This is a genomic window from Streptomyces sp. DH41, from assembly GCF_029813785.1.
GTDB lineage: Bacteria > Actinomycetota > Actinomycetes > Streptomycetales > Streptomycetaceae > Streptomyces.
On record NZ_JARVKY010000010.1, the window covers coordinates 132,970 to 157,265 of the forward strand.

A 24,296-nucleotide genomic window follows, 5' to 3' on the forward strand; every position below is an offset into this window, starting at 1 on the left:
TGCGCATCCGCTCACGCCACGCCCTCCGCGACGAGCGCGTCGACGGCCTCCCGGGACAGACCCAGCTCGCCGAGTATGGCGCGGGTGTGCTCACCCAGCGCCGGCACCGCCTCCATGCGGGGCGCGCCCCCGGCCGGGCCGGGCGGTGCCATCGCCGGGACGGGACCGGCCGGCGTCGGCACCTGGTGCACGCGTCCGCGCGCGGCCAGTTGCGGGTGGTCCCACACCTCGGCGAGCGTGTTCACCCGGGCGTTGGCGACCGGCACCGCGCTGAGCAGGGCGATCGCCTCCGTGCCGGTCAGCTCCGCGAACCGGGCCGCGATCAGCCCGCCCAGCGCCTCCCGGTGCGCGTCGCGGTCCACGTTGGTGGCGTAGTGCGGGTGATCGGCCAGCTCCGGACGGCCCAGGAAACCCGCGCAGAAAGCGCGCCACTCGCGCTCGTTCTGGACCGCCATCATGACGACGTCGCCGTCACCCGCCGTGAAGGGGCCGTACGGGTGGATCGTGGCGTGCGCGGCGCCCGCCCGGGGCGGCGGCTCGGCTCCGTCGAAGGCGTAGTAGAGGGGGAAGCCCATCCACTCCACGGTGGCCTCCAGCATCGACACGTCCAGGTGCGTGCCCCGCCCCGTCCGCACGCGCTCCAGCAGGGCGCCGAGGATCGAGCTGTACGCGTACATCCCGGCGGCGATGTCCGACACCGAGATGCCCACCTTGGCCATGTCGTCCGGCGTGCCCGTGACGGACAGCAGCCCTGCCTCGGACTGCACCATCAGGTCGTACGCCTTGCGGCCCGTGTAGGGGCCGGGCTCGCCGTAGCCGGAGATGTCGCACACGATCAGCTTCGGATGCAGCTCCAGCAGCTCCTGTGCGCCCAGACCGGCGCGGGCCGCCGCCCCCGGTGCCAGGTTCTGGAGGAAGACGTCGGCGTCCGCGATCAGGCGGCGCAGTACGTCCGCGCCGCGCGGGTCCTTGAAGTCCAGGGTGAGGGACTCCTTGTTGCGGTTGGCCCACACGAAGTGCGAGCTCAGACCACGTACGCGGGTGTCGTAGGACCGGGCGAAGTCCCCCGCCCCGGGACGCTCCACCTTGATCACGCGCGCGCCGAGGTCGGCGAGCTGACGGCTGGCGTAGGGAGCGGCGACCGCCTGTTCGAGTGAGACGACGGTGATTCCGCGCAGCGGCTGCATGTGTTTTCCGGTTCCGTTCTCCGGTTCCGTTCCCGGATACGGCCGTCCCCGGGTATGGCCGTCTCCGGATACGGCCGTCCCCGGGTACGGCCTCTAGTTCTTGCGGTGCCCTATCAGCCGCGGCTTCGGCTCCAGGCCGTCCAGGCCGTGCCACGCCAGGTTCACCAGGTGCGCCGCCACCTCCGCCTTCTTCGGGCGGCGCACGTCCAGCCACCACTGCCCGGTCAGCGCCACCATGCCGACCAGCGCCTGCGCGTACAGCGGGGCCAGCTTGGCGTCGAAGCCGCGGTTCTTGAACTCGCGGCCCAGGATGTCCTCCACCTGGGTGGCGATGTCGGAGATCAGCGAGGCGAAGGAACCCGTCGACTGCGGGATGGGGGAGTCGCGGACCAGGATGCGGAAGCCGTCCGTGTACTCCTCGATGTAGTCGAGGAGCGCGAAGGCCGCCTGCTCGCACAGCTCGCGCGGGTGACCGGCGGTCAGGGAGCTGGTCACCATGTCCAGCAGCCGCCGCATCTCACGGTCCACCACCACCGCGTACAGCCCCTCCTTGCCGCCGAAGTGCTCGTACACCACCGGCTTGGAGACCCCGGCCTTCGCCGCGATCTCCTCCACCGACGTGCCCTCGAAACCCTTCGCCGCGAAGAGGGTGCGACCGATCTCCAGCAACTGCTGGCGGCGCTCGGCACCGGTCATCCGGGTGCGACGCGCGCGCCGCGGCTTCTCATTGCTCGGGGTGCTGCTGGAGTCGGTCGCCACGCCGACCATCATGCCGCTTCGACGGTTTCCTTCCGGCGGCGGGAGCCGCCTTGGTCCGTGTTGCGGCGGGAATCGATACGCGAGCGTGACGGCCACCGCACGTCGTACGCCCAGCCGCACCGCTCGAACCAGCGGATCAGCCGGGCGGAGGAGTCCAGCTGCCCGCGCATCACGCCGTGCCGCGCCGACGTCGGGTCGGCGTGGTGCAGGTTGTGCCAGGACTCGCCGCAGGACAGGATCGCCAGCCACCACACGTTGCCCGAACGGTCCCGCGACTTGAAGGGACGCTTGCCGACCGCGTGGCAGATCGAGTTGATCGACCACGTGACGTGGTGCAGCAACGCCACCCGGACGAGTGACCCCCAGAAGAACCCGGTGAACGCCCCCCACCAGGACATCGTGACCAGCCCGCCGATCAGCGCCGGAAGGGCCAGGGACACCAACGTCCACAGAACGAACTGGCGGGAGACCGCACGGAGCGCCGGATCCCTGATCAGGTCCGGCGCGTACTTCTCCTGCGAGGTCTGCTCCTCGTCGAACATCCACGCGATGTGGGCCCACCACAGGCCCTTGATCAGGGCCGGCACCGTCTCGCCGTAGCGCCACGGCGAATGCGGGTCGCCCTCGTCGTCGGAGAACTTGTGGTGCTTGCGGTGGTCGGCCACCCAGCGGACCAGCGGCCCCTCGACCGCCATCGAACCCGCGATCGCCAGCGCGATCTTCAGCGGCCGCTTCGCCTTGAAGGAGCCGTGGGTGAAGTGGCGGTGGAAGCCGATGGTGATGCCGTGGCAGCCCAGGAAGTAGAAGAAGACCAGCAGGCCCAGGTCCAGCCAGCTCACGCCCCACCCCCACGCCAGCGGCACCGCCGCCACCAGCGCGAGGAACGGAACGGTGATGAACAGCAACAGCGTGATCTGTTCGAGTGACCGCTTCTGCTCACCACCCAGCGTGGCGGAGGGTGTGGAGGCGCCGCCCTCGGGGGGCGGCTGCGGAGCGTCTGGGATCACATCGGAACTCGTGGTCATGCGCGTCCCCTGTGGGGTCGAGGGTGGGGGTCGGGGTGGGGGTCGGGGGTGTGTCCGGTTGTCCGGTGCCGGGCTTCGGGAACCTGTGCACGGTTTCCTACGGTTCCGTAACCTACGGCGACGTAAGTATGGCAGCGCGTCACGCCGCGGCGAGAGCCCGAGGCCCTGCGCGTCCTGGTCGACACCTATCCTGGGAGTCGGTCGGACAGCGCGGTCCGCTCTGATTTCTTCCCGGACGTCCGGCCCCGTAAGCGGCTCCCGCCGCGCGAGACGCCGTCCGGGTTCCCTCCCAGACGAGCTTCAACACTGCAAGGAGCCGCACCTGTGAGCAGTGCCGACGACCAGACCACCACCACGGCCAGCAGCGAGCTGAGCGCCGACATCCGCCGGCTGGGTGATCTCCTCGGAGAGACCCTTGTCCGGCAGGAGGGCCCCGAGCTGCTGGAACTCGTCGAGAAGGTACGCCGACTCACCCGAGAGGACGGCGAGGCCGCCGCCGAGCTGCTGCGCGGCACGGAACTGGAGACCGCGGCCAAGCTGGTCCGCGCCTTCTCCACCTACTTCCACCTCGCCAACGTCACCGAACAGGTCCACCGAGGCCGCGAACTGGGCGCCAAGCGCGCCGCCGAGGGCGGACTCCTCGCCCGTACGGCCGACCGGCTGAAGGACGCCGACCCCGAGCACCTGCGCGACACCGTCCGCAACCTCAACGTCCGGCCCGTCTTCACCGCCCACCCCACCGAGGCCGCCCGCCGCTCCGTCCTCAACAAGCTGCGCCGCATCGCGGCCCTCCTGGACACCCCGGTCATCGAATCCGACCGCCGCCGCCTCGACACCCGCCTCGCCGAGAACATCGACCTCGTCTGGCAGACCGACGAACTCCGCGTCGTACGCCCCGAACCCGCCGACGAGGCCCGCAACGCCATCTACTACCTCGACGAACTCCACGCGGGCGCCGTCGGCGACGTCCTCGAGGACCTCACGGCGGAACTGGAGCGCGCCGGCGTCAAGCTCCCCGACGACACCCGCCCGCTCACCTTCGGCACCTGGATCGGCGGCGACCGCGACGGCAACCCCAACGTCACCCCCCAGGTCACCTGGGACGTCCTGATCCTCCAGCACGAACACGGCATCAACGACGCCCTGGAGATGATCGACGAGCTGCGCGGCTTCCTCTCCAACTCCATCCGCTACGCCGGCGCCACCGAGGAACTCCTGGAGTCCCTCCGCACCGACCTGGAGCTGCTCCCCGAGATCAGCCCCCGCTACAAGCGCCTCAACGCCGAGGAGCCCTACCGGCTCAAGGCCACCTGCATCCGGCAGAAGCTGGAGAACACCAAGGAGCGCCTCGCCAAGGGCACCCCCCACGAGGAGGGCCGCGACTACCTCGGCACCGCACAGCTCCTGGACGACCTGCGGCTCGTCCAGACCTCCCTGCGCGAACACCGCGGCAGCCTCTTCGCCGACGGCCGCCTCGCCCGCACCATCCGCACGCTCGCCGCCTTCGGCCTCCAGCTCGCCACCATGGACGTCCGCGAACACGCCGACGCCCACCACCACGCCCTCGGCCAGCTCTTCGACCGGCTCGGCGAGGAGTCCTGGCGCTACGCCGACATGCCCCGCGAGTACCGCGCCAAGCTCCTCGCCAAGGAGCTGCGGTCCCGGCGTCCGCTGGCGCCCAGCCCGGCACCCGTCGACGCCGCCGGCGAGAAGACCCTCGGCGTCTTCCAGACCGTCAAGCGCGCCCTGTCGGTCTTCGGCCCCGAGGTCATCGAGTCCTACATCATCTCCATGTGCCAGGGCGCCGACGACGTCTTCGCCGCGGCGGTCCTCGCCCGCGAGGCCGGCCTCATCGACCTGCACGCCGGCTGGGCCAAGATCGGCATCGTGCCGCTCCTGGAGACCACCGACGAGCTGAAGGCCGCCGACACCATCCTCGAGGACCTCCTCGCCGACCCCTCCTACCGGCGCCTGGTCGCCCTGCGCGGCGACGTCCAGGAGGTCATGCTCGGCTACTCCGACTCCTCCAAGTTCGGCGGCATCACCACCTCGCAGTGGGAGATCCACCGCGCCCAGCGCCGCCTGCGCGACGTCGCCCACCGCTACGGCGTACGCCTGCGCCTCTTCCACGGCCGCGGCGGCACCGTCGGCCGCGGCGGCGGCCCCACCCACGACGCGATCCTCGCCCAGCCCTGGGGCACCCTGGAGGGCGAGATCAAGGTCACCGAGCAGGGCGAGGTCATCTCCGACAAGTACCTCATCCCCGCCCTGGCCAGGGAGAACCTGGAACTGACGGTCGCGGCAACCCTCCAGGCCTCCGCCCTGCACACCGCGCCCCGCCAGTCCGACGAGGCCCTCGCCCGCTGGGACGCCGCCATGGACGTCGTCTCCGACGCCGCCCACACCGCCTACCGCGAGCTGGTCGAGGACCCCGACCTGCCGACGTACTTCCTGGCCTCCACGCCGGTCGACCAGCTCGCCGACCTGCACCTGGGCTCGCGGCCCTCCCGCCGCCCCGGCTCGGGCGTCTCGCTCGACGGACTGCGCGCCATCCCGTGGGTGTTCGGCTGGACCCAGTCCCGGCAGATCGTCCCCGGCTGGTACGGAGTCGGCTCCGGCCTCAAGGCCCTGCGCGAGGCCGGCCTGGACACCGTCCTCGACGAGATGCACCAGCAGTGGCACTTCTTCGGCAACTTCATCTCCAACGTCGAGATGACCCTCGCCAAGACCGACCTGCGCATCGCCCAGCACTACGTCGACACGCTCGTCCCGGACGAACTCAAGCACGTCTTCGACCGGATCAAGGCCGAGCACGAACTCACCGTCGCCGAAGTCCTGCGCGTCACCGGCGAGGCCGAACTGCTCGACGCCGACCCCGTCCTCAAGCAGACCTTCACCATCCGCGACGCCTACCTGGACCCCATCTCCTACCTCCAGGTGGCCCTCCTCGGCCGCCAGCGCGAAGCCGCCGCCGCCGGCGAGGAAGCCGACCCGCTGCTCGCCCGAGCCCTGCTCCTCACGGTCAACGGCGTCGCCGCGGGCCTGCGCAACACCGGCTGACCCGCACCCCGCCGTACACACGACGGTGCCCCCGCGCTCACCACTCGAGCACGGGGGCACCGTCACGTCCGTACGCGCCGGCGGATCACACCGCGAAGAACGCCGCCGTCAGCAACGCCACACCCGCGCCGGCCATCCCCCACGCCGCCCGCGTCCGCCGCAGACCGCCCGCCACCACCACCGAGGCGAGCAGCAACGCCCCGCCCAACGGCACCCACGCGTACAGCATCCCGGCCGGACCTGAACGCACCACGTCGTCACCGCCCGGCTTCACCACCACCGAGTACGTCCGCCCCTTCGCCACGGCGACCGAGTCCTCGATGACGACCCGCTCCCGCGCCTGCGACCCCGACGACACCGGCGAGTACGGCCCACTGCACGACCCCTCGCCGCACCGCGCCACCTCGACCGTGCCCTGCTCCCGCCCCTTGGTCAGCAGCACGTGCTGCGCCGTCCCCCAGGACGCCCACACACCCGCGATCAGGATCAGCGCCGTGACCGTCCCCATCGCCGCGACCCGGCCGAACCGCAGCACGGCGTGGGAGGCCCGGCGGGAGCGGGCGGCGGACGCGGCGGTTGCGGCTGCGGCGGATGCTGAGGCAGGCATGGCGGGGATCATTGGCCACTCCTGTGCGCTCGGTCAACTCGCCCGCGCGCCATCGACGGACAAGTCGGGAGTTGTACGTCAGGAGCCGCAGGCCAGGAGCCGCGGGTCAGGAGCCGCGGGTCAGGAGTCGCGGGTCAGGAGTCGCGGGTCAGGAGTTGTACGCGCTCTGCGCCCGCTCCAGCCCCTCGATCACCAGGGCCTCCACCGCGTCCGCGGCCCGGTCCACGAAGTAGTCCAGCTCCTTGCGCTCCGTCGACGAGAAGTCCCGCAGCACGAAGTCCGCCACCTGCATCCGCCCCGGCGGCCGTCCGATGCCGAACCGCACCCGGTGGTAGTCCGGACCCAGCGCCTTCGTGATCGACTTCAGCCCGTTGTGCCCGTTGTCCCCGCCGCCCAGCTTCAGCCGCAGGACGCCGTAGTCGATGTCCAACTCGTCGTGGATCGCCACGATGTTGGAGACCGGCACCTTGTAGAAGTCCCGCAGCGCCGTCACCGGCCCGCCCGAAACGTTCATGAACGACATCGGCTTCGCCAGGATCACCCGCCGGTTCGCCGGCCCCGGCGGTCCGATCCGCCCCTCGACCACCTGGGCCTGCGCCTTGCCGTGCCGCTTGAACCGCGCCCCGATCCGCTCCGCCAGCAGATCCGCCACCATGAAACCGACGTTGTGCCGGTTCGAGGCGTACTCGGGTCCGGGATTGCCGAGACCGGCCACCAGCCAGGGCGCGGCCGCGTCCGTCGTCACGTCCGTGTCTCCTTCGTATCCGTCACGCCGTATCCGTCATGTCGTACCCGTCACATGCAGACGAGTCGGCCGCTGCTCCGCACGGGAACAGCGGCCGACCCAACGATGACCGTGCTGAGGATCAGGCCTCGGCGGCCTCGTCGCCACCCTCGGCGGGGGCCTCCTCGGCCTGCGACGACAGCACCTGCAGGACCACGGTGTCACCCTCGACGTCCAGCTTCACACCGGACGGCAGCGTGATGTCCTTGGCGAGGATCGAGGCACCGGCCTCCAGGCCCGCCACCGACACGGTGACCTGCTGCGGGATGTGCGTGGCCTCGGCCTCGACCGGCAGCGCGTCCAGGACGTAGTCCAGCAGGAAGCCACCCGGGGCCAGCTCGCCCTCGGCCTGCACCGGGATCTCGACCGACACGGTCTCGCCGCGCGTCACCAGCTGCAGGTCGACGTGCTCCAGGAAGCCCTTGATCGGGTCACGCTGGACCGACTTCGGGATGGCCAGCTCGTTGGTCTTGCCGTCGATGTCCAGCGCGATCAGCACGTTCGACGTACGCAGCGCCAGCAGCAGCTCGTGACCCGGAAGCGTCAGGTGCAGCGGGTCCGAACCGTGACCGTACAGAACACCCGGAACCTTGTTGTCGCGGCGGATACGACGCGCGGCACCCTTGCCGAACTCGGTGCGCGTCTCGACGGCGATCTTTACCTCAGCCATGAACACTCCTCGTATGAAACAGAAACGGACGTGGTCACCCGGCCACGAACGGCCTGCTACGAAGAGCGCGTCGATAACGGACCGCCACACCCGTGAAACGGGTACGGCCTCCCTCGCCGAGCAACTTCGACAGTCTACTCGGAGAGGAAGGCCGTACCCAAAACGATCTCTGCGGAACGATCTCTGCAGAACGGTTACTGCACGACGCTCACTGCTCGTCGAACAGGCTCGTCACCGAACCGTCCTCGAACACCTCACGCACCGCACGCGCGATCGTCGGCGCGATCGACAGCACCGTGATCTTGTCCAGCTCCAGCTCGTTCGGCGTCGGCAGCGTGTCCGTGAACACGAACTCACTCACCTTCGAGTTCTTCAGCCGGTCCGCCGCCGGACCCGACAGCACACCATGCGTCGCCGTCACGATGACGTCCTCCGCACCGTGCGCGAACAGCGCGTCAGCCGCCGCGCAGATCGTGCCACCCGTGTCGATCATGTCGTCCACCAGGACGCAGATCCGGCCCTCCACCGAACCGACGACCTCGTGCACCGTCACCTGGTTCGCCACGTCCTTGTCGCGCCGCTTGTGCACGATCGCCAGCGGAGCGCCCAGCCGGTCGCACCACCGGTCCGCCACCCGCACCCGGCCCGCGTCCGGAGACACCACCGTCAGCTTCGACCGGTCCACCTTCGCGCCCACGTAGTCCGCGAGGAGCGGCAGCGCGAAGAGGTGGTCGACGGGCCCGTCGAAGAAGCCCTGGATCTGGTCCGTGTGCAGGTCCACGGTCAGGATCCGGTCCGCGCCCGCCGTCTTCATCATGTCGGCGATCAGACGCGCCGAGATCGGTTCACGTCCCCGGTGCTTCTTGTCCTGACGCGCGTAACCGTAGAACGGCACGATGACCGTGATGGAGCGGGCCGACGCGCGCTTCAGCGCGTCGATCATGATCAGCTGCTCCATGATCCACTTGTTGATCGGAGCCGTGTGGCTCTGGATCAGAAAGCAGTCGGCGCCACGGGCCGACTCCTGGTACCGCACATAGATCTCGCCGTTGGCGAAGTCGAAGGCCTTCGTCGGGACGACCCCGACACCCAGCTGATGGGCGACCTCCTCGGCAAGCTCGGGGTGGGCGCGGCCGGAAAAGAACATCATCTTCTTTTCGCCGGTCGTCTTGATCCCGGTCACAGCACTTTCTCCTCAGAGGTTTCGCAGCTGAACGTCACGGACGCTCTTCCGGCTGGGTGCGGGAGGGCGTCTCAGCTGGTGGGGTGCGGATGTGCACTTATCACGGTACGCCGTGTTCGGCGCGCCGGTTTCCGGTCAGCCTTCGCCGCCGGCCTCCCGGGACACCGCCTCGGCCGCCTTCGCCGCCGCGCTCCCCGGACGCTTCCGAGCCACCCAACCCTCGATATTCCGCTGCTGGCCACGGGCCACGGCCAGCGAACCGGGCGGCACATCCTTCGTGATCACCGAGCCGGCGGCGGTGTACGCACCGTCCCCGACCGTGACAGGAGCCACAAACATGTTGTCCGAACCCGTACGGCAGTGCGAGCCCACAGTGGTGTGGTGCTTGTCCTGCCCGTCGTAGTTCACGAACACGCTCGCGGCACCGATGTTCGTGTACTCACCGATCGTCGCGTCACCCACATAGGAGAGGTGCGGAACCTTCGTCCCCTCGCCGATCGAGGCGTTCTTCGTCTCCACGTACGCACCGATCTTGGACTTCGACCCCAGACGGGTACCGGGACGCAGATACGCGTACGGACCCACCGTCGCCTCCGGACCGACCACGGCACCGAGGGACACCGTGTTGTCCACGCGGGCGCCCGAGCCCACGCGCGTGTCCGCGAGCCGGGAGTTCGGCCCGACCTCGCAACCCTCGGACAGGTGCGTCGAACCGAGCAGCTGCGTACCCGGGTGGACGACCACGTCCTGCTCGAACGTCACCGTCACGTCCACCCACGTCGTCGCCGGGTCCACGACCGTCACGCCGGCCAGCATGGCGTCGTTCAGCAGCCGGTCGTTGAGCGTCCGGCGGGCCTCGGCGAGCTGCACCCGGTTGTTGATCCCCGCGATCTCCCGGTGGTCACCGGCCACGGACGCGCCCACCCGGTGACCCGCCTCGCGCAGGATCCCGAGCACGTCGGTGAGGTACTCCTCGCCCTGGCTATTGTCCGTCCGCACCTTCCCCAGCGCCTCGGCGAGCAGCCGCCCGTCGAAGGCGAAGACACCCGAGTTGATCTCACGGATCGCCCGCTGCGACTCGGAGGCGTCCTTGTGCTCGACGATCGCGGTCACGGCACCGGAGGCCCCGTCCCGCACGATCCGGCCGTACCCCGTCGCGTCCGGCACCTCCGCCGTCAGCACGGTCACGGCGTTCCCGTCGGCGGAGTGCGTGGCGGCCAGCGCCCGCAGCGTCCCACCGGTGAGCAGCGGAGTGTCACCGCAGACGACCACGACCGTGCCGTCCACGGCACCGCCCAGCGCCTCCAGCCCCATCCGCACGGCGTGCCCGGTGCCGTTCTGCTGCTCCTGCACGGCGGTGCGCACGTCGGGGGCGACCTCGGCGAGGTGCGCGGTGACCTTCTCGCGGGCGTGCCCGACGACGGCGACCAGGTTCTCCGGGTCCAGCTCACCGGCTGCGGCGAGCACGTGCCCCACGAGGGACCGGCCGCACAGCTCGTGCAGGACCTTGGGTGTGGCCGACTTCATACGGGTGCCCTCACCCGCTGCGAGAACGACGACGGCGGCCGGGCGAATGGCGCTCACGGGATGCCCTTCGACTGAGGGGGTGGGGGTGGACATCCGCAGGATACCGGGGTGGTTCGTGGGGGACATGAGTGCGGGCCCTGACTGAGTGGTCAGGGCCCGAACCGAGCATGGCTCCCCCGCCAGGACTCGAACCTGAAATACATCGTCCAAAGCGACGCGTGTTGCCGATTACACCACGGGGGATTACCGGGTGCAGCCTACGCGGTTCGCCGCTTGGCCTCCACCACCATGCCAGACCACCAGCCTTCGATGCGACGGTACAAATCGGCTCCTCCGCGGACATCGACGCGGAGGCAGCCGTAGTAGGTCTCGTCAGTGTTCTTGCGGTTCGTGCTGGGGTTGTGCTTTTTCAGCGTCGTCTTGAGAAGCGCTGTTCGTTCAATGCCCACATGGTCTGTCCAGAACTGCTCGGCGCCTGCCACATCGGCGGTCTCGTGGATGTGCACGGCGAACTTGAGGCGCATCGGCTCAACGCGGAGCAGGTGTAGCCAGGCGAGGAAGAGCGTGATCATGTCAGGGTCGCTGTTGACAAAGGTGACCCGCTCCTGTCGCCGGTAGGGCTTGCTCTTGGAGCCTTCAGCCCAGTAGAGACCCACGCCCACCAGGAACAGCTCACGGTCGGTCATTTGTGCGATCTCCTGGGTTGCTGCCTGCTTGGTTCGCTGACGTTCCTCTTCTCGAAGACGCAGCGTCGCCTCCCAACCGCGCTTGGCGATCACCGAAGCTTCCTCACGTGTCCGTTTCCGTCGCTCCGGCTTCGGCAGGTCACGTACCCAGAGCGAGATCGAGCTCTTGCTGCACCCCAGCTCCACCTGGATCTGGTCGTAAGTCCACCCCTGGAGCCGCAGCTCCCGCGCCCGCTCCCGTACGTCGTCCTTCGCGTTCGGGCGCTTCGTCCACTCCGGGGGTGGCTCGCCCTCCAGGAGGCGGTTGAGGATGTCGTTGTTGTCGACGTGGAGCCGGTCGCGGATCTGGCGGCGGCTCAGGCCCTCGCGCCGCAGCGCCACCGCCCGCTCCCGCAACCCTTCGAAGTCCGCGTACTTGTTCTGTGGATGTGCCATAGGCATACCGTCCGGCCGGAATCCTCCCCTCCGGAGGTGAACGGCGTACGGTTCGCCAGTTCGAGGGATATCGCGTCGTATCGCTTGTCGAAAGTCGCCGGAAATGTGCCGCCCGCCGCCCGTAGGCTGGTGGGTATGACCACGACGGGGGAAGACCACGTACCGGCCCGGGGTGGGCCTTGGTGGTGGGACAGGCGGCGCGGTGCGGTGCTCGATGTGAGCCTCGGTGTCGTGTCCGCGTTGGAGTGCGCGGCGGAGGGGGTTCCGTTCGCGCGGGACGCCGGGATCCCGTGGGCGGCGGGGGTCGTCTTCGGGTTGCTGGCCGGTTCGGTGCTGGTGGTGCGGCGGCGGTGGCCGATCGCGGTCGTGCTGGTGGCGATCGCCATCACGCCCGCGCAGATGGGCTTCCTGATGGGCGTCGTCGGCCTCTACACGCTCGCGGCGTGCGAGTTGCCGCGGCGGATCATCGGTTCGCTGGCCGGCATGTCGATGCTGGGGACGTTGATCGTGACGTTCGTGCGGGTGCGGCAGGACATGGTGCGGGAGGACCTGGGGGTCGGGGACTGGGTCCTGCCTTTCGCGGCGATCACGATGTCGGTGGGGGCGACCGCGCCGCCGTTGCTGCTGGGCCTGTACGTGGGGCAGCGTCGGCGGCTGATGGAGAGTCTGCGGGAGCGGGCGGACAGCCTGGAGCGGGAGCTGCAGTTGCTCGCCGAGCGTGCGGAGGAGCGCGCGGAGTGGGCGCGGGGTGAGGAGCGGACGCGGATCGCCCGGGAGATGCACGACGTGGTGGCGCATCGGGTGAGTCTGATGGTGGTGCACGCGGCGGCGTTGCAGGCGGTGGCGCGGAAGGATCCCGAGAAGGCGGTGAAGAACGCCGCGCTGGTGGGGGACATGGGGCGGCAGGCGCTGACGGAGTTGCGGGAGATGCTCGGGGTGCTGCGCAGTGGCGGGGCCGGTGCGCGGGCGGAGCGGGCGTCGGTGCCGTTGGCGGCGGTGGGGGTGGCCGCGGCGGCGGCGGCCTCGCGGGCCGCGGGTGACGGTGAGGGGCTCGCCGAGGGGCCTTTTCTGTCCGAGTTGGGTGAGCTGATCGGGCAGTCGGAGGCGGCGGGGATGGTCGTGGATCTGTCGGTGGAGGGGGAGGAGCGGTCGTATGCGGCGGGGGTGGAGCAGACGGCGTTCCGGGTGGTGCAGGAGGCGTTGACGAACGTGCACAAGCACGCGGCGGGCGCGAAGACGTACGTACGGCTGGCGCACCGGGTGTCGGAGGTGGCGATGCAGGTGGAGAACGAGCCGCCGCCGGAGGTGTCGTCGGAGTCGTCGGCGCGGTTGCCGTCGGGTGGCAACGGGCTGGTGGGGATGAAGGAGCGGGTGGCCGCTCTGGGGGGTGTGTTCGTGTCGGGGCCGACGGACGCGGGGGGTTTCCGGGTGTCGGCGGTGATTCCGGCTTCGTCGTAGCCGCGGGGTCGGTCGGTGGCCGGCACGGTGCTGGCCGTGAGGGTGTGCCGTGGCAGTGGCCGTCGGCGTCGGTGTGCGTCAGCCCGTGGTGAGGCGGGTCGGCTGGGTGCCGGCGACGAGGGTGGCGAGGGCCTGGTCGATGGTGGGGCCGAGGTACCAGTCGCCGGTGTGGTCGAGGGCGTAGACGCGGCCCTCAGTGTCGATGGCGATGAGGGCCTGGCTGTCGGTCTCGGCGCCGAGGGGGCAGGTCTGGGTGTCGAGGGCGCGGCCGAGGTCGCCGAGGGTGCGGGCCAGGTGGAGGCCGTGCAGGGGGTCCAGGTGGAGGGTGGCGGGGGCGATCTGGCGGCCGGGGCCGGTGGGGGTGAGGTGGAGGCCGCCGAATTCGGCCCAGGCCTCGACCGCGGCGGGGAAGACGGTGTGCCGGTGTCCTGCGGGTGAGGTGTGTTCGCGCAGGGTGTCGGCCCAGATCTCGGCCTGCTTGATGTCCCAGCGTCCGGGTTGCCAGCCGGCGTCCCGCAGGGCGGCGTCGACGGGGACGGGGAAGCGGGTGGTGGAGGTGCGGTCGGCGTGCATCTGCCCTTGGCTTCGTTTCGGTCGGCTCGGTCGGCTCGGTCGGCTCGGTGGTGACGTGCCGTGTGCCGTGTTGTGTGGCGCGGGTGGTCTTTGGCGTGGGTCGCCGGGGGTCAGTCGTCGTGCGTCGTGGGGTCGACGACTCGGACGCCGAAGTGGGCGCTGAGGGCGGTGCAGGCGCGGCACGGTGCGGCGAAGCTGCCGTGGAGGGGGTCGCCGTCCTCGCGGATGCGGCGGGTGGTGAGTTTGGCGTGTTTGAGTGCTTTGCGGGCTTCGCCGTTGGTCATGGGTTTTCGGGCGGCGCGTTTGCTGCGGGTGGCGTCCGCGGTGGCCAGGTGCCGTGAGATGAGGATGGTCTCGGCGCACCGGCCGGTGTAACGGTCTCGTTGGCCGCTGGTGAGGGTGTCGAGGAAGTCCTGTACGAGGTGGTGCAGGGCCGGGGGTGTGTCGGCGCGGGTGGCGGTGCCGGTGAGGGTGGTGCCGCGGACCGAGAGTGCGGCGGCGACGGTGGGGAGGATGCCGTCGCGCCGGTGCTGGAGAGTGGGGGTGTGGAGGGCTTCGGTGGCGCTCCAGCCGATGCGGGGGTCGCCGCCGCGGGGGTCGCCGTCGCGGAGGTGGCCGCCGCGTGGATCGCCGCCGCGGGGGCCGTCGGGCCGTCCCGTGTGGGGTCCCGCCTGTGTCGCACTCATGATCATCTTCCCCTCCTGAGCATCCCCCCGAAGGTCACAGAGTGCCAAATCCCGTGGCTGCTGCGGAAGCTGGGGCGTGTTGACACGCCCGGGCGTGGGCGTTGCGTCACGGCAGGGTGACGGCTGGTCACGGAAGTGGAGGGGCGGGGGTCGGGTGCGGGGTCCGGTGCCGGTGACCCGTCCCGTCGTACCGCATAGGCTGTCGGCACCGCGATCGCGTGCGGTGACCGGACAGTGCAGACGGATTCGGTCGGACCCAGATCAGACAGACGCCGCAGGGGGCAACCGCCATGACGACAGGTCGGCTCGGGCTGGGGGCACCTCCCGGCCGCCAGGCCGGGGGACACGCCGCGCCGCCGAACGCGGCCTATGCCGGGCAGGTCGTGCATTTCCCGGATCCGGTGCGGGCGGCGCGTCACCCGAGAGGGGTACGGGTGGACGAGGGCGGTTACCCCGTCTTCTCGCCGTACGCCCGTGCGATCGCGGAGATCGCGGACCCGCCGGAGGGGTTCGGTGTCGACGAGCTGCGGCTGACGGACTACGTGTCGGCGAACGCCGCGCTGTCGGCGTCGGGGCACGAGTTGTGGGACACGGTGCCGGCGGTGGCGACGCCGCACGGCTGGACGTGGCACCACGTGGCCGGTTCACGGCGGATGGAGCTGGTCCCGGTCGAGGTGAAGGCGCTGCTGCGCCATCACGGCGGGATCGCGACGGCGGCGGTGGACCAGGGCAAGCGCGGGACGAGGCCGTTGCAGGAGACGCGTCCGGCGCACTTCGGTCTGCCGAAGTCGGGTGTGGCCGTGTCGGAGCAGCAGGTGCAGGAGGTCGAGGAGGACCTCGGGTACCGGCTGCCGGGCGCGTACCGGTCGTTCCTGAAGGCGGCGGGTGGTTGCGCGCCGGTGGGTACGGCGCTGGACGCGGAGCTGGGGCTGCTGGTCGACCAGCCGTTCTTCACGGTGCGTGAGGAGGCGGCGGTCAATGACCTGGTCTATGTCAACAAGTGTCTGCGGGACCACCTGACGAAGGACTACCTGGGCGTCGCGTTCGTCCAGGGCGGTCTGCTCGCGGTGAAGGTGAAGGGCGAGCGGATCGGTTCGGTGTGGTTCTGCGCCTACGACGATGTGCGGGACGTGGACCCGTCGTGGCCGCCGGCGGATCGCGTGGAGCGGTTGCTGCTGCCGTGCGGTGACGACTTCGACGCGTTCCTGTCGAGGCTGGCGGGGTCCCCGCCGGAGCTGGAGACGGTGGCGAACCTGATGGTGGACGGCGGGTTCGCGCGTGCGGTGCCCGTGGCGTCGGCGTCGGTAGGGGAGTGAGCTGACGATGGTGACGTTCGCGCAGGCGCAGGAGCGCGCGGAGGAGTGGGTCAACGGCGAGCTCCCGGCGTACCAGCACCGTGAGGTGCGGGTGCGGGAGTTCGAGCTCGGGTTCGTGGTGTGGGCCGAGGACCGTGCGGACGGGCCGCGTTCGGACGGGGGCGCGCAGCGGCTGGTGCTCGCGCGGGACAGCGGTGAGGCCACGCTGTGGCCGGGGCTGCCGGTGGGTGAGGTGATCCGCCGGTACGAGGAGGAGTACGGCCGTCCCGACGGGGCCGCGGAACCGGCGCCGGCGCCTGCGGCGCGGGTGGACCTGAACCAGACGTCGTTCCTGTTGACTCCGCCGGAGTGGTTGCAGGAGGCGGCGGACAAGCTGGGCATTCCGGATCGTCGGCGGGGGGATCACGACGGCGGTGGCGGTGGTGGTGCCGGTGGTGACACCAGCGGTGCCGGTGCCGGTGGTGGTGCCGGAACCGGGGCTGGTGCGCTTCCCGAGACGCCGGCCGGGGTGCCGTCGGCGCCTGCGGCGGCGTCGGCTTCTGGGGTCCCCGGGGCTCCTACGGCTCCCGTGACGTCCGCCGCTTCGGCGGACGCGCAGGGGAGCGGTGCGGCGTGGCCCGCCGCCGGGGCGAGTGGTGCCGGCTCCGGGTCGGGCGCGGCCGGTGCGCCGGGTGCGCCCGCCGGGGCGACGCCCTGGGCGGGGACGGACACCAACGCGGACGCCGGTGAGGACCGCTCCGTACCGCTGCCTCAGACCGTGTTCGCGCCGCCGCTGAGCGGCTCCGACGATGACGGGCCGCCGCCCACGGCGACGCCGGACGCCAAGACGGCGCTGATGTCGGGCGGCAGCGGGCTTCCGCCGACGGCGCTCGCGCCGGCGCTCGACGACCCGAACACGCCGGGCGCGTCCGCGGGTGCGGGCACGCCGCCGCCCGCACCGCCGACGCCGCCCACTTCGCAGCCGCCCGCCGGTCCGGGGGCGTCCGCCACGCCGGCCCGGCCGCTCGCCCCGAACGCCGGGGACATCGCTGACGCAGCGACCAGCAAGGCGGCGCCTCCGCCGCGCCGTGGCGGTGGTTCGACCACACCGCCTCCGCCGGGTGCCCCGGGTATGCCGGGCGCGCGGCCGGGAAGCACGCCGCCGCCGACGGGGCCTCAGGCGCCGGGAGCGCAGGCGACGGGTGGCGGCGGTTACGTGCCTACGCAGTTGGTGTCGTCACTCGGCCCCGAGGGCTCGGCCGGCCCCGGCGGTCCGTCCGGTCCGGGTACGCCGCCCCCGCCTGGGGCGCCGCAGTCTCCGGCCGGTCAGGGCGCCCCGGGTACGCCGCCCCCGCCGAGTGCTCCCGGTGGGACGCCCCCCGGTGGGATGCACCATGCCGCCACGATGCTGGCCGACCCGGGCCGGACGGGCGGCGGTGCTCCCCAGCCGCCGGGTCCGCCCGGTGCTCCCGGTGTTCCTGGCGCTCCAGGTGTTCCCGGTGCTCCTGGTGTCGCAGGCGGGCCCGGTGGGCCGGGCGTGCCGCCGCCCCCCGCCGCTCCCGGCGTTCCGGGGGCGCCCGGTCCGCAGGGCTCTTCCGGGGGTGCGGGCGGTGCCGTGCACCACGCGCAGACCGTGCTGGCCGGGCCTCCGATGGGCGGCCCCGGCGCGCCTCCGCCGCCGAGTGCCCCGGGTGTCCCCGGAGTTCCGGGCGCGCCCGGCGCTCCGGGCGTCCCCGGTGGCCCGGGTGCCGCACAGCCCATGCCGGCCGGCGCCGTGCCGCCCGGTGCCGTGCCGCCGCCGGGCGGGCCGGTGCCCGGTCAGCCGCCGGCGTACGGCTATCCGCAGCAGCCTCCGTCCGGTCTGCCGACCGTCGGTCCGGGCTACCAGGCCGTGCTGCGCTATCGCGCCCAGGACGGTTCCGAGCAGCAGCTGATCCGGCGTTCGGCGCCGGGTACGCCGCACCCGGAGTGGCAGATCTTCCACGAGCTGCGGGCCATGAACGTGCCGCCGGACCAGGTGCTGGAGCTGCACACGGAGCTGGAGTCGTGCGAGCTGCCGGGCGCGTACTGCGCGCGGATGATCCGGGAGCAGTGGCCGCAGGCGCGGATCACCTCCATCGCGCCGTACGGCACGGATCACGCGAGCCGGCAGCAGGGTATGCGGCAGTTGCTGGCGCACCAGGGCGAGCTGCACCAGGTGGCCGACGGGCCGGCCCGTCCGGCGCCGGTGCGTGCTCCGCTGCCGCAGGTGCAGCCGGTGCCGCCGGTCCCGCCGGAGGCCATCGGGCAGGAGCTGGGCGGCGCGTTCGGTCCGGGTGTCTTCCGGTTCGAGCAGGCCGCGGTGTCCCGGCAGGGGGTGCCGCCGATCGTGGCGCACACGCTGGTGGCGGCGGGTCTGCCGATGGACATGGGGCCGTTCTTCTGGGCGCAGGCCCAGCCGGGGCGTCCGGTGCCGACGCTGGCGGAGCTGGCGGCCGAGCGGGGGGTGCAGCCGGCCTCGGACGCGGGTTCGTACCTCGTCGTGGGCAGTGACTTCGGCCGGGCGATCTGTGTGCAGTACGGCACGGCGGCCATCGTGGCGGTGCCGGTGGAGGCGGGGCCGGGTGGTGCGCCCGTGCCGCCGCAGTTCGTGAACACGGGGCTGCCGGAGTTCGCGCGCTGCCTGGCGCTGCTGGGCCGGATGTGGCGGCTCAGGTTCGGTCTGAACCAGGAGCAGGCGGGCCGCTGGACGGTGGACTTCCAGGCTCAGCTGGCCGCGTTGGACCCGGCGGCGCTCGGGTCGCCGGAGAGCTGGTGGTCGGTGCTGCTGGAGCAGATGTGGGACGGACTGCTGTGAGGCGGTTCGGCCGCTGACGTGACCGACGGGCGGGGCCCGGTCGACCTGTGAGGCGACCGGGCCCCGCCCGTTCGCGTGCGGTGTGTCGCATTATGAGGCCTTCCTTCCGATCCATAAAGTCGGTTAAGTCCGTTTAGTGTGACAGTTCACCGCAGGGGTGGTAGGCATGAGCAGCGCATCGGCGTCCCCTCACGGCTTCGTGACCGTACGCGGGCGTGAGCGCGGCTACCGTCCCGAACAGGTGGAGGCGTACGCGGCGGCCCTCTTCGCGGAGCGTGACGCGGCCTGGGAGCGGGCCGCCCGGCTCACCGTGCTCGCCCGGGAGATGGAGGAGGAGCTGGAGGACCTGCTGGACGTGGTCGCGGAGCTCGCCTCGCAGGACTACGAGGAGCTCGGTGAGCGCGCGCGGCACCTTTTCCGGCTCGGTCAGGAGGAGGCCGAGGCCGTACGGGAGGGGGCGCGCGGTGCGGCGCGGAGCCTGCTGGAGGAAGCCCGGGCGCACGCGGCCGGCGTGAACGAGGCAGCGCGGGCGCACGCCGACGCCGTACGCGCCGAGGCCGACGAACGCGCCCGGCATCGGCTGCTGGCGGCCCGCGCGGAGGCCGACGAGGCGCGGATCGAGGCGCGGCGCGAGGTGCGGGCGGGGCGCGCAGAGGCGCTGGCCGCACTGCGCGAGATGCGGAAGCGGACCACCGGGATGCTCGCCGAGCAGCGCAGGGAGCAGGCGGAGCGGTGGGCCGGGGAAGAACGGGCGGAGGAGGAGCGGGCGAGGGCACTCGACGCGCACCACGCCGAGCTGGAGGCCGCCGCCGAACAGGATGTGTGCGAGGCCGGGCAGGCCCTCGCCGACGCCGGGGAGGCGGACGGGCGGTGGCAGGAGGAGGCCCGGGCCCGGGCGGCCGAGGTGGTCGCCGAGGCCCGGGAGTGTCAGGAGCGGATCGCCCGCGAGACGGAGCGGGTGCTGCGGGAGCACGGGGAGCGGTGGGACGAACTCCAGGCCCACATGGCCTCCGTACGCAGCAATCTCAGTTCGCTGACGGGGCGGGCGGTGGAGTGACGCCGGGGCGGTGCGGGCGCGGCGGGGACGGGTCGTAGACCCTCCCTTCCGGGGCTCCTCGCGCGGCCAGGGGTGTGGCGCGGCGGGCCGCTGGGAGTTGAGGGGGCGGCGGGCCCCGCACGCTACCGGGCGGTTCGGCCACGCGCTGCGCTGAGGCGGCTCCAGGTCGATCGGTGAGGATGCGCGGCCCCGTCCTCGGCCCCGGGTGTCACCCCCTCGGGCAGGTACTTCGGGGGAGCGGCGGCCCTCGTCCCCGATCCTCCGCCCGCCGGGCCGGCTTCCCCTGTGCCCCGACTCCGCCCCGACGACTTGACCATCACGTAGCGGGAGGGTGGACGCTCGACGTGTCCCGGGCCGGGGGCAACCCCGAGATTCCCTCCGCCGGAGGGCGGACTACCCCTAGGGGTACCTCCGTACTACGGCCTGGGGAGGGTTCGTACCGACGGAGGACGAGACGGGCCGGGGGACGTCCTTAATCTGGCTTTACGCCGCTGGGGGGTGGCGAACCGGACCCCTGGGGGTGGGGTTTTCCACAGGAAAAGAGTGCGCTGAACACCAGCGCGGTCGACCCCATGTTCCGGACAGACTCTTCGACGTAGCAGCAACGGCACACGCACGGCGGTACGTACACCGCGAGGGATCGCAGCACCGCAGCACAAGACGTTCACCGGTACCGCTCAGGCGGACTGACGGCACCGGCGGCTCATCTGATGACCGACATAGGAGACTTGACATGACATCGGCCGTAAGTATTCCCACGCACGGGAGCACTGGAGGACGTACGGCCGTTGCCGCGCGAGCGCGGCAGGTCGTGAAGGCGTACGGATCGGGCGAGACCCGGGTGGTCGCACTCGACCACGTGGACGTGGACATCGTCCGCGGCCAGTTCACCGCGATCATGGGGCCGTCGGGGTCCGGCAAGTCCACGCTGATGCACTGCCTGGCCGGCCTGGACACCGTCACCGGCGGGCAGATCTACCTCGACGAGACCGAGATCACCGGCCTGAAGGACAAGCGGCTCACGCAGCTGCGCCGGGACCGGATCGGCTTCATCTTCCAGGCCTTCAACCTGCTCCCGACGCTCAACGCGATCGAGAACATCACGCTGCCCATGGACATCGCCGGGCGCAAGTACGACCGTGCGTGGCTGGACCGGGTCGTGGAGACCGTGGGACTCGCCGGGCGGCTCAAGCACCGGCCGAACCAGCTCTCCGGCGGCCAGCAGCAGCGGGTCGCGGTGGCGCGGGCGCTGGCCGCGCGGCCCGAGATCATCTTCGGTGACGAGCCGACCGGAAACCTCGACTCGCGCGCCGGCGCCGAGGTGCTCGGCTTCCTGCGCCAGTCGGTCACCGAACTGGGCCAGACCATTGTGATGGTCACCCACGACCCGGTGGCCGCCAGTTACGCGGACCGGGTGCTGTACCTCGCCGACGGCCGGATCGTGGACGAGATGCACAAGCCGACCGCGGACGCCGTCCTGGACCGCATGAAGGACTTCGACGCCCGGGGGCGCACGTCATGACCGTCGTCAAGACCTCGATGCGCAACTTCCTCGCGCACAAGGGGCGTATGGCCCTGTCGGCGGTGGCGGTGCTGCTGTCGGTGGCGTTCGTGTGCGGCACCCTGGTGTTCACGGACACGATGAACACCACCTTCGACAAGCTCTTCGCGATCACCTCGTCGGACGTGACGGTCCTGCCGAAGGAGGCCAAGAGCGAGGACACCCCGCAGAACGGGGTGCCCGAGTCGCTGCCGGCGTCCGTGCTGGAGCAGGTCCGCGCGGCCGACGGGGTCGAGTCGGCCGAGGGCATGGTCAGTTCGATGAACGTGACCGTCGTCGACAGTGACAACGACAACGTGGGCGCCACCAGCGGTGCCCCGACCATCGCCGGCAACTGGACGAAGAACGACCTCCGGTCGATGGAGATCACCTCCGGGCACGCCCCGCGCGGGCCCACCGAGTTGATGGTCGACGCCGACACCGCCGACAAGCACGACCTGAAGCTCGGTGACGAACTGCGCACCATCGCTCAGACCGGCGACATCAAGGCGAGGATCGTCGGCATCGCCTCCTTCACGGTGACCAACCCCGGTGCCGCCGTCATCTACTTCGACACGCCCACCGCCCAGCGCGGACTGCTCGGCGCCACCGGCAAGTTCACCCAGTTCAACGTCGTCGCCGAGGCCGGTGTCTCCGACACGCAGCTCAAGCAGAACGTCTCCCAGGCCATGGACGGCACCTACAAGGTGCAGACGGCGAAGGAGAACTCCGACGAGAACCGCAAGGAACTCGGCGAGTTCATGAACGTCATCAAGTACGCCATGCTCGGCTTCGCCGGCATCGCGTTCCTGGTCGGCATCTTCCTGATCATCAACACCTTCTCCATGCTGGTCGCCCAGCGCACCCGCGAGATAGGCCTCATGCGGGCCATCGGCTCCTCCCGCAAGCAGGTCAACCGCTCGGTGCTGGTCGAGGCCCTCCTCCTCGGCGTTGTCGGCTCGGTCCTCGGTGTCGCGGCCGGTGTCGGAATAGCCATCGGCCTGATGAAGATGATGTCGGCGGCGGGGATGAACCTCTCCACCGACGACCTGACCATCAAGACGGCGACCCCGGTGGTCGGCCTGGTGCTCGGCATCGTGGTCACCGTCCTGGCCGCCTACCTGCCGGCCCGTCGCGCGGGCAAGGTCTCCCCGATGGCCGCCCTGCGTGACGCCGGTACGCCGGCCGACGGCAAGGCCGGCCGGATACGCGGCCTGATCGGCCTGGTCCTCACCGGCACGGGCGCCGCGGCCCTGTTCACGGCGGCCGCCGCGGACAAGGCGAGCGAGGGTTCGCTGATGCTCGGCGCGGGCATCGTGCTGACCCTCATCGGCTTCGTCGTCGTCGGTCCGCTGCTGGCGGGCTTCGTGGTGCGAGTGATCAGCGCGGTGCTGCTGCGGGCCTTCGGCCCGGTCGGCCGCCTCGCCGAGCGCAACGCGCTGCGCAACCCGCGCCGGACCGGCGCCACGGGCGCCGCCCTGATGATCGGCCTCGCGCTGGTCGCCTGTCTGTCGGTGGTCGGCTCCTCCATGGTCGCCTCGGCCACGAGCGAGCTGGACAAGACCGTCGGCGCGGACTTCATCGTCCAGGGCAACCAGCGGATCGTGCCGCAGGCCGAGAAGGCGATCCAGGACACGCCCGGACTGGAGCACGTCACCCGCTACAAGGTGCTCGACGCCACACTGACCTCGCCCGACGGCAAGACGGACGACGACGGCATCACGGCCGCCGACCCGACCTACGCCCAGGACGTGAACCGTGTGACCACGGAGGGCAAGCTCTCCGCCGCCTACGGGCCGGACGCCATGTCGGTCGGCGCGGACTACGCGAAGAAGCACGGCGTGCACGTCGGCGACACGATCTCCGTCGCCTTCAAGGGCGGCGAGACCGCGAAGCTGAAGGTCGCCGCGATCACGGACGACGACGTGGCCATCGACCAGGGCGCCCGGTACATCAGCATCGAGACGATGCGGAAGTACCTGCCGGCCGAGAGCGTCCCACCGAACATGATCATGTTCGCCAAGGCGAAGGACGGCCAGGGCGAGCAGGCGTACGCCGCGCTGAAGAAGTCGCTGGACGCGTACCCGCAGTACCAGGTGGCCGACCAGACCGACTACAAGCAGGAGCTGAAGGACCAGGTCGGCCAGCTGCTGAACATGGTCTACGGTCTGCTCGCCTTGGCGATCATCGTCGCGGTCCTCGGTGTGGTGAACACGCTGGCGCTGTCGGTGGTCGAGCGGACCCGCGAGATCGGCCTGATGCGGGCGATCGGCCTCTCCCGCCGCCAGCTGCGCCGCATGATCCGTATGGAGTCCGTCGTCATCGCCCTCTTCGGTGCGCTGCTGGGCCTGGGACTGGGCATGGGCTGGGGCGCCACGGCGCAGAAGCTGCTCGCCCTGGAAGGACTGAACGTCCTCGACATCCCGTGGCCGACGATCATCGGCGTCTTCATCGGCTCGGCCTTCGTGGGCCTGTTCGCCGCCCTGGTGCCGGCGTTCCGCGCGGGCCGGATGAACGTCCTGAGCGCCATCGCGACGGAGTAGCGCCCGACAGCCACCGCACACGGGGGTTGCGGGGGAGCGCCCGGTGCCGGATGCCCTGCGGGACACCCGGCACCGGGCTCGTCGCCGTTCCGCCCCCGCCGAGGGGCGCCGCGCGTCCCGGCCCCGACACCGTCGCGGGCTCGTCGCCGTCGCGGGCGCCGCGCCGTCCCGGCCCCGTCGCGGGCGCCGCGCCGTTCCGGCCCTCCGTCCGACGCCGCCTTCCGGTCCGCCGGGCCGGGGGTGAGTGGGCATGGGCGGTCCGGGCCCAGGGGGTGGCGCCCCTGGTGGGGCCACGGCCATGCCGGTCACCGGAGGCGGACGTCGTCCACAGGCTCCGGCGCCGGCCCGCGCAGCGTCGTACGCTGGACACCCCCGGCCCTTCAGA

At 71.3% G+C, this 24,296-nt stretch carries 18 protein-coding genes and 1 tRNA gene; 7 read left to right on the plus strand and 12 right to left on the minus strand.

Annotated features, from left to right (window positions below):
* Window positions 1–11 precede the first annotated feature (11 nt).
* The 3 genes from QC283_RS18500 to QC283_RS18510 all read right to left on the minus strand — a co-directional run bounded on the left by QC283_RS18500 (window position 12) and on the right by QC283_RS18510 (window position 2,971).
* Complete coding sequence (locus QC283_RS18500; protein ID WP_279562658.1) at window positions 12–1,187, minus strand: CaiB/BaiF CoA transferase family protein; 1,176 nt, start codon at window positions 1,185–1,187, stop codon at window positions 12–14.
* Window positions 1,188–1,280: 93 nt separating this feature from the next.
* Window positions 1,281–1,958 carry a TetR/AcrR family transcriptional regulator gene (locus QC283_RS18505; RefSeq protein WP_279562659.1) on the minus strand — a complete coding sequence of 226 codons (678 nt, stop codon included), beginning with the start codon at window positions 1,956–1,958 and terminating at the stop codon, window positions 1,281–1,283.
* The gene (locus QC283_RS18510) at window positions 1,955–2,971 is read right to left on the minus strand and encodes an acyl-CoA desaturase (RefSeq protein WP_279562660.1); all 1,017 of its coding nucleotides are present in this window, start codon (window positions 2,969–2,971) and stop codon (window positions 1,955–1,957) included. Before QC283_RS18510 ends, QC283_RS18505 begins: the two co-directional genes overlap by 4 nt.
* A gap of 324 nt (window positions 2,972–3,295) precedes the next feature.
* Here QC283_RS18510 and ppc point away from each other — a divergent pair, with 324 nt between their 5' ends.
* Window positions 3,296–6,031, plus strand: coding sequence for a phosphoenolpyruvate carboxylase (ppc, locus tag QC283_RS18515; RefSeq protein ID WP_279562661.1), 2,736 nt, complete (start codon window positions 3,296–3,298; stop codon window positions 6,029–6,031).
* An 85-nt stretch (window positions 6,032–6,116) separates the two neighbouring features.
* Here the strand turns inward: ppc and QC283_RS18520 are convergent, their stop codons facing one another.
* The 7 genes from QC283_RS18520 to QC283_RS18550 all read right to left on the minus strand — a co-directional run bounded on the left by QC283_RS18520 (window position 6,117) and on the right by QC283_RS18550 (window position 11,923).
* Entirely contained in the window at window positions 6,117–6,650 is a 534-nt protein-coding gene (locus tag QC283_RS18520) for a hypothetical protein (protein WP_443032632.1), read from the minus strand.
* A 136-nt stretch (window positions 6,651–6,786) separates the two neighbouring features.
* Window positions 6,787–7,383 carry an aminoacyl-tRNA hydrolase gene (pth, locus tag QC283_RS18525; protein WP_279562663.1) on the minus strand — a complete coding sequence of 199 codons (597 nt, stop codon included), beginning with the start codon at window positions 7,381–7,383 and terminating at the stop codon, window positions 6,787–6,789.
* Between the two features lie 121 nt (window positions 7,384–7,504).
* Window positions 7,505–8,092, minus strand: coding sequence for a 50S ribosomal protein L25/general stress protein Ctc (locus tag QC283_RS18530; protein WP_279562664.1), 588 nt, complete (start codon window positions 8,090–8,092; stop codon window positions 7,505–7,507).
* A gap of 208 nt (window positions 8,093–8,300) precedes the next feature.
* Complete coding sequence (locus QC283_RS18535) at window positions 8,301–9,275, minus strand: ribose-phosphate diphosphokinase (RefSeq protein ID WP_279562665.1); 975 nt, start codon at window positions 9,273–9,275, stop codon at window positions 8,301–8,303.
* Between the two features lie 135 nt (window positions 9,276–9,410).
* On the minus strand, window positions 9,411–10,859 hold the full coding sequence (gene glmU, locus QC283_RS18540) for a bifunctional UDP-N-acetylglucosamine diphosphorylase/glucosamine-1-phosphate N-acetyltransferase GlmU (protein WP_279562666.1): 1,449 nt from the start codon (window positions 10,857–10,859) through the stop codon (window positions 9,411–9,413).
* Between the two features lie 111 nt (window positions 10,860–10,970).
* Window positions 10,971–11,045 (minus strand) — tRNA-Gln (locus QC283_RS18545).
* A 14-nt stretch (window positions 11,046–11,059) separates the two neighbouring features.
* On the minus strand, window positions 11,060–11,923 hold the full coding sequence (locus QC283_RS18550; protein WP_383523124.1) for a terminase gpP N-terminus-related DNA-binding protein: 864 nt from the start codon (window positions 11,921–11,923) through the stop codon (window positions 11,060–11,062).
* Window positions 11,924–12,058: 135 nt separating this feature from the next.
* Here QC283_RS18550 and QC283_RS18555 point away from each other — a divergent pair, with 135 nt between their 5' ends.
* Entirely contained in the window at window positions 12,059–13,381 is a 1,323-nt protein-coding gene (locus tag QC283_RS18555; protein WP_279562668.1) for a sensor histidine kinase, read from the plus strand.
* 78 nt (window positions 13,382–13,459) lie between these two features.
* On the opposite strand, the gene QC283_RS18560 is transcribed toward QC283_RS18555, so the two are convergent.
* Both QC283_RS18560 and QC283_RS18565 read right to left on the minus strand, forming a co-directional pair.
* Window positions 13,460–13,954 (minus strand): SUKH-3 domain-containing protein, encoded by a 495-nt coding sequence (locus QC283_RS18560; RefSeq protein WP_279562669.1) that lies wholly within the window; start codon window positions 13,952–13,954, stop codon window positions 13,460–13,462.
* A 110-nt stretch (window positions 13,955–14,064) separates the two neighbouring features.
* Window positions 14,065–14,640, minus strand: coding sequence for a YwqJ-related putative deaminase (locus QC283_RS18565; protein WP_279562670.1), 576 nt, complete (start codon window positions 14,638–14,640; stop codon window positions 14,065–14,067).
* A 290-nt stretch (window positions 14,641–14,930) separates the two neighbouring features.
* Between QC283_RS18565 and QC283_RS18570 the strand changes: the two genes are divergently transcribed.
* The 5 genes from QC283_RS18570 (at window position 14,931) to QC283_RS18590 (ending at window position 23,911) form a co-directional block, all read left to right on the plus strand.
* Window positions 14,931–15,956: an SMI1/KNR4 family protein gene (locus tag QC283_RS18570; protein ID WP_279562671.1), complete on the plus strand. Its 1,026-nt coding sequence runs from the start codon at window positions 14,931–14,933 to the stop codon at window positions 15,954–15,956.
* Between the two features lie 7 nt (window positions 15,957–15,963).
* Entirely contained in the window at window positions 15,964–18,771 is a 2,808-nt protein-coding gene (locus tag QC283_RS18575; protein ID WP_279562672.1) for an SUKH-4 family immunity protein, read from the plus strand.
* A gap of 166 nt (window positions 18,772–18,937) precedes the next feature.
* Window positions 18,938–19,828: a cellulose-binding protein gene (locus QC283_RS18580; protein WP_279562673.1), complete on the plus strand. Its 891-nt coding sequence runs from the start codon at window positions 18,938–18,940 to the stop codon at window positions 19,826–19,828.
* A 733-nt stretch (window positions 19,829–20,561) separates the two neighbouring features.
* Entirely contained in the window at window positions 20,562–21,350 is a 789-nt protein-coding gene (locus QC283_RS18585) for an ABC transporter ATP-binding protein (RefSeq protein WP_279562674.1), read from the plus strand.
* Window positions 21,347–23,911 carry an ABC transporter permease gene (locus tag QC283_RS18590; RefSeq protein WP_279562675.1) on the plus strand — a complete coding sequence of 855 codons (2,565 nt, stop codon included), beginning with the start codon at window positions 21,347–21,349 and terminating at the stop codon, window positions 23,909–23,911. Before QC283_RS18585 ends, QC283_RS18590 begins: the two co-directional genes overlap by 4 nt.
* The last annotated feature ends 385 nt before the right edge of the window (window positions 23,912–24,296 follow it).

Coding starts and splice junctions, on each gene's coding strand:
- QC283_RS18570 (WP_279562671.1), top strand. CDS start 14,931: ATGACGACAGGTCGGCTCGGGCTGGGGGCACCTCCCGGCCGCCAGGCC.
- QC283_RS18560 (WP_279562669.1), bottom strand. CDS start 13,954: ATGCACGCCGACCGCACCTCCACCACCCGCTTCCCCGTCCCCGTCGAC.
- QC283_RS18575 (WP_279562672.1), top strand. CDS start 15,964: ATGGTGACGTTCGCGCAGGCGCAGGAGCGCGCGGAGGAGTGGGTCAAC.
- QC283_RS18590 (WP_279562675.1), top strand. CDS start 21,347: ATGACCGTCGTCAAGACCTCGATGCGCAACTTCCTCGCGCACAAGGGG.
- QC283_RS18585 (WP_279562674.1), top strand. CDS start 20,562: ATGACATCGGCCGTAAGTATTCCCACGCACGGGAGCACTGGAGGACGT.
- QC283_RS18505 (WP_279562659.1), bottom strand. CDS start 1,958: ATGATGGTCGGCGTGGCGACCGACTCCAGCAGCACCCCGAGCAATGAG.
- QC283_RS18500 (WP_279562658.1), bottom strand. CDS start 1,187: ATGCAGCCGCTGCGCGGAATCACCGTCGTCTCACTCGAACAGGCGGTC.
- QC283_RS18555 (WP_279562668.1), top strand. CDS start 12,059: ATGACCACGACGGGGGAAGACCACGTACCGGCCCGGGGTGGGCCTTGG.
- QC283_RS18510 (WP_279562660.1), bottom strand. CDS start 2,971: ATGACCACGAGTTCCGATGTGATCCCAGACGCTCCGCAGCCGCCCCCC.
- QC283_RS18520 (WP_443032632.1), bottom strand. CDS start 6,650: ATGATCCCCGCCATGCCTGCCTCAGCATCCGCCGCAGCCGCAACCGCC.
- QC283_RS18580 (WP_279562673.1), top strand. CDS start 18,938: ATGAGCAGCGCATCGGCGTCCCCTCACGGCTTCGTGACCGTACGCGGG.
- QC283_RS18530 (WP_279562664.1), bottom strand. CDS start 8,092: ATGGCTGAGGTAAAGATCGCCGTCGAGACGCGCACCGAGTTCGGCAAG.
- QC283_RS18550 (WP_383523124.1), bottom strand. CDS start 11,923: ATGGCACATCCACAGAACAAGTACGCGGACTTCGAAGGGTTGCGGGAG.
- QC283_RS18565 (WP_279562670.1), bottom strand. CDS start 14,640: ATGAGTGCGACACAGGCGGGACCCCACACGGGACGGCCCGACGGCCCC.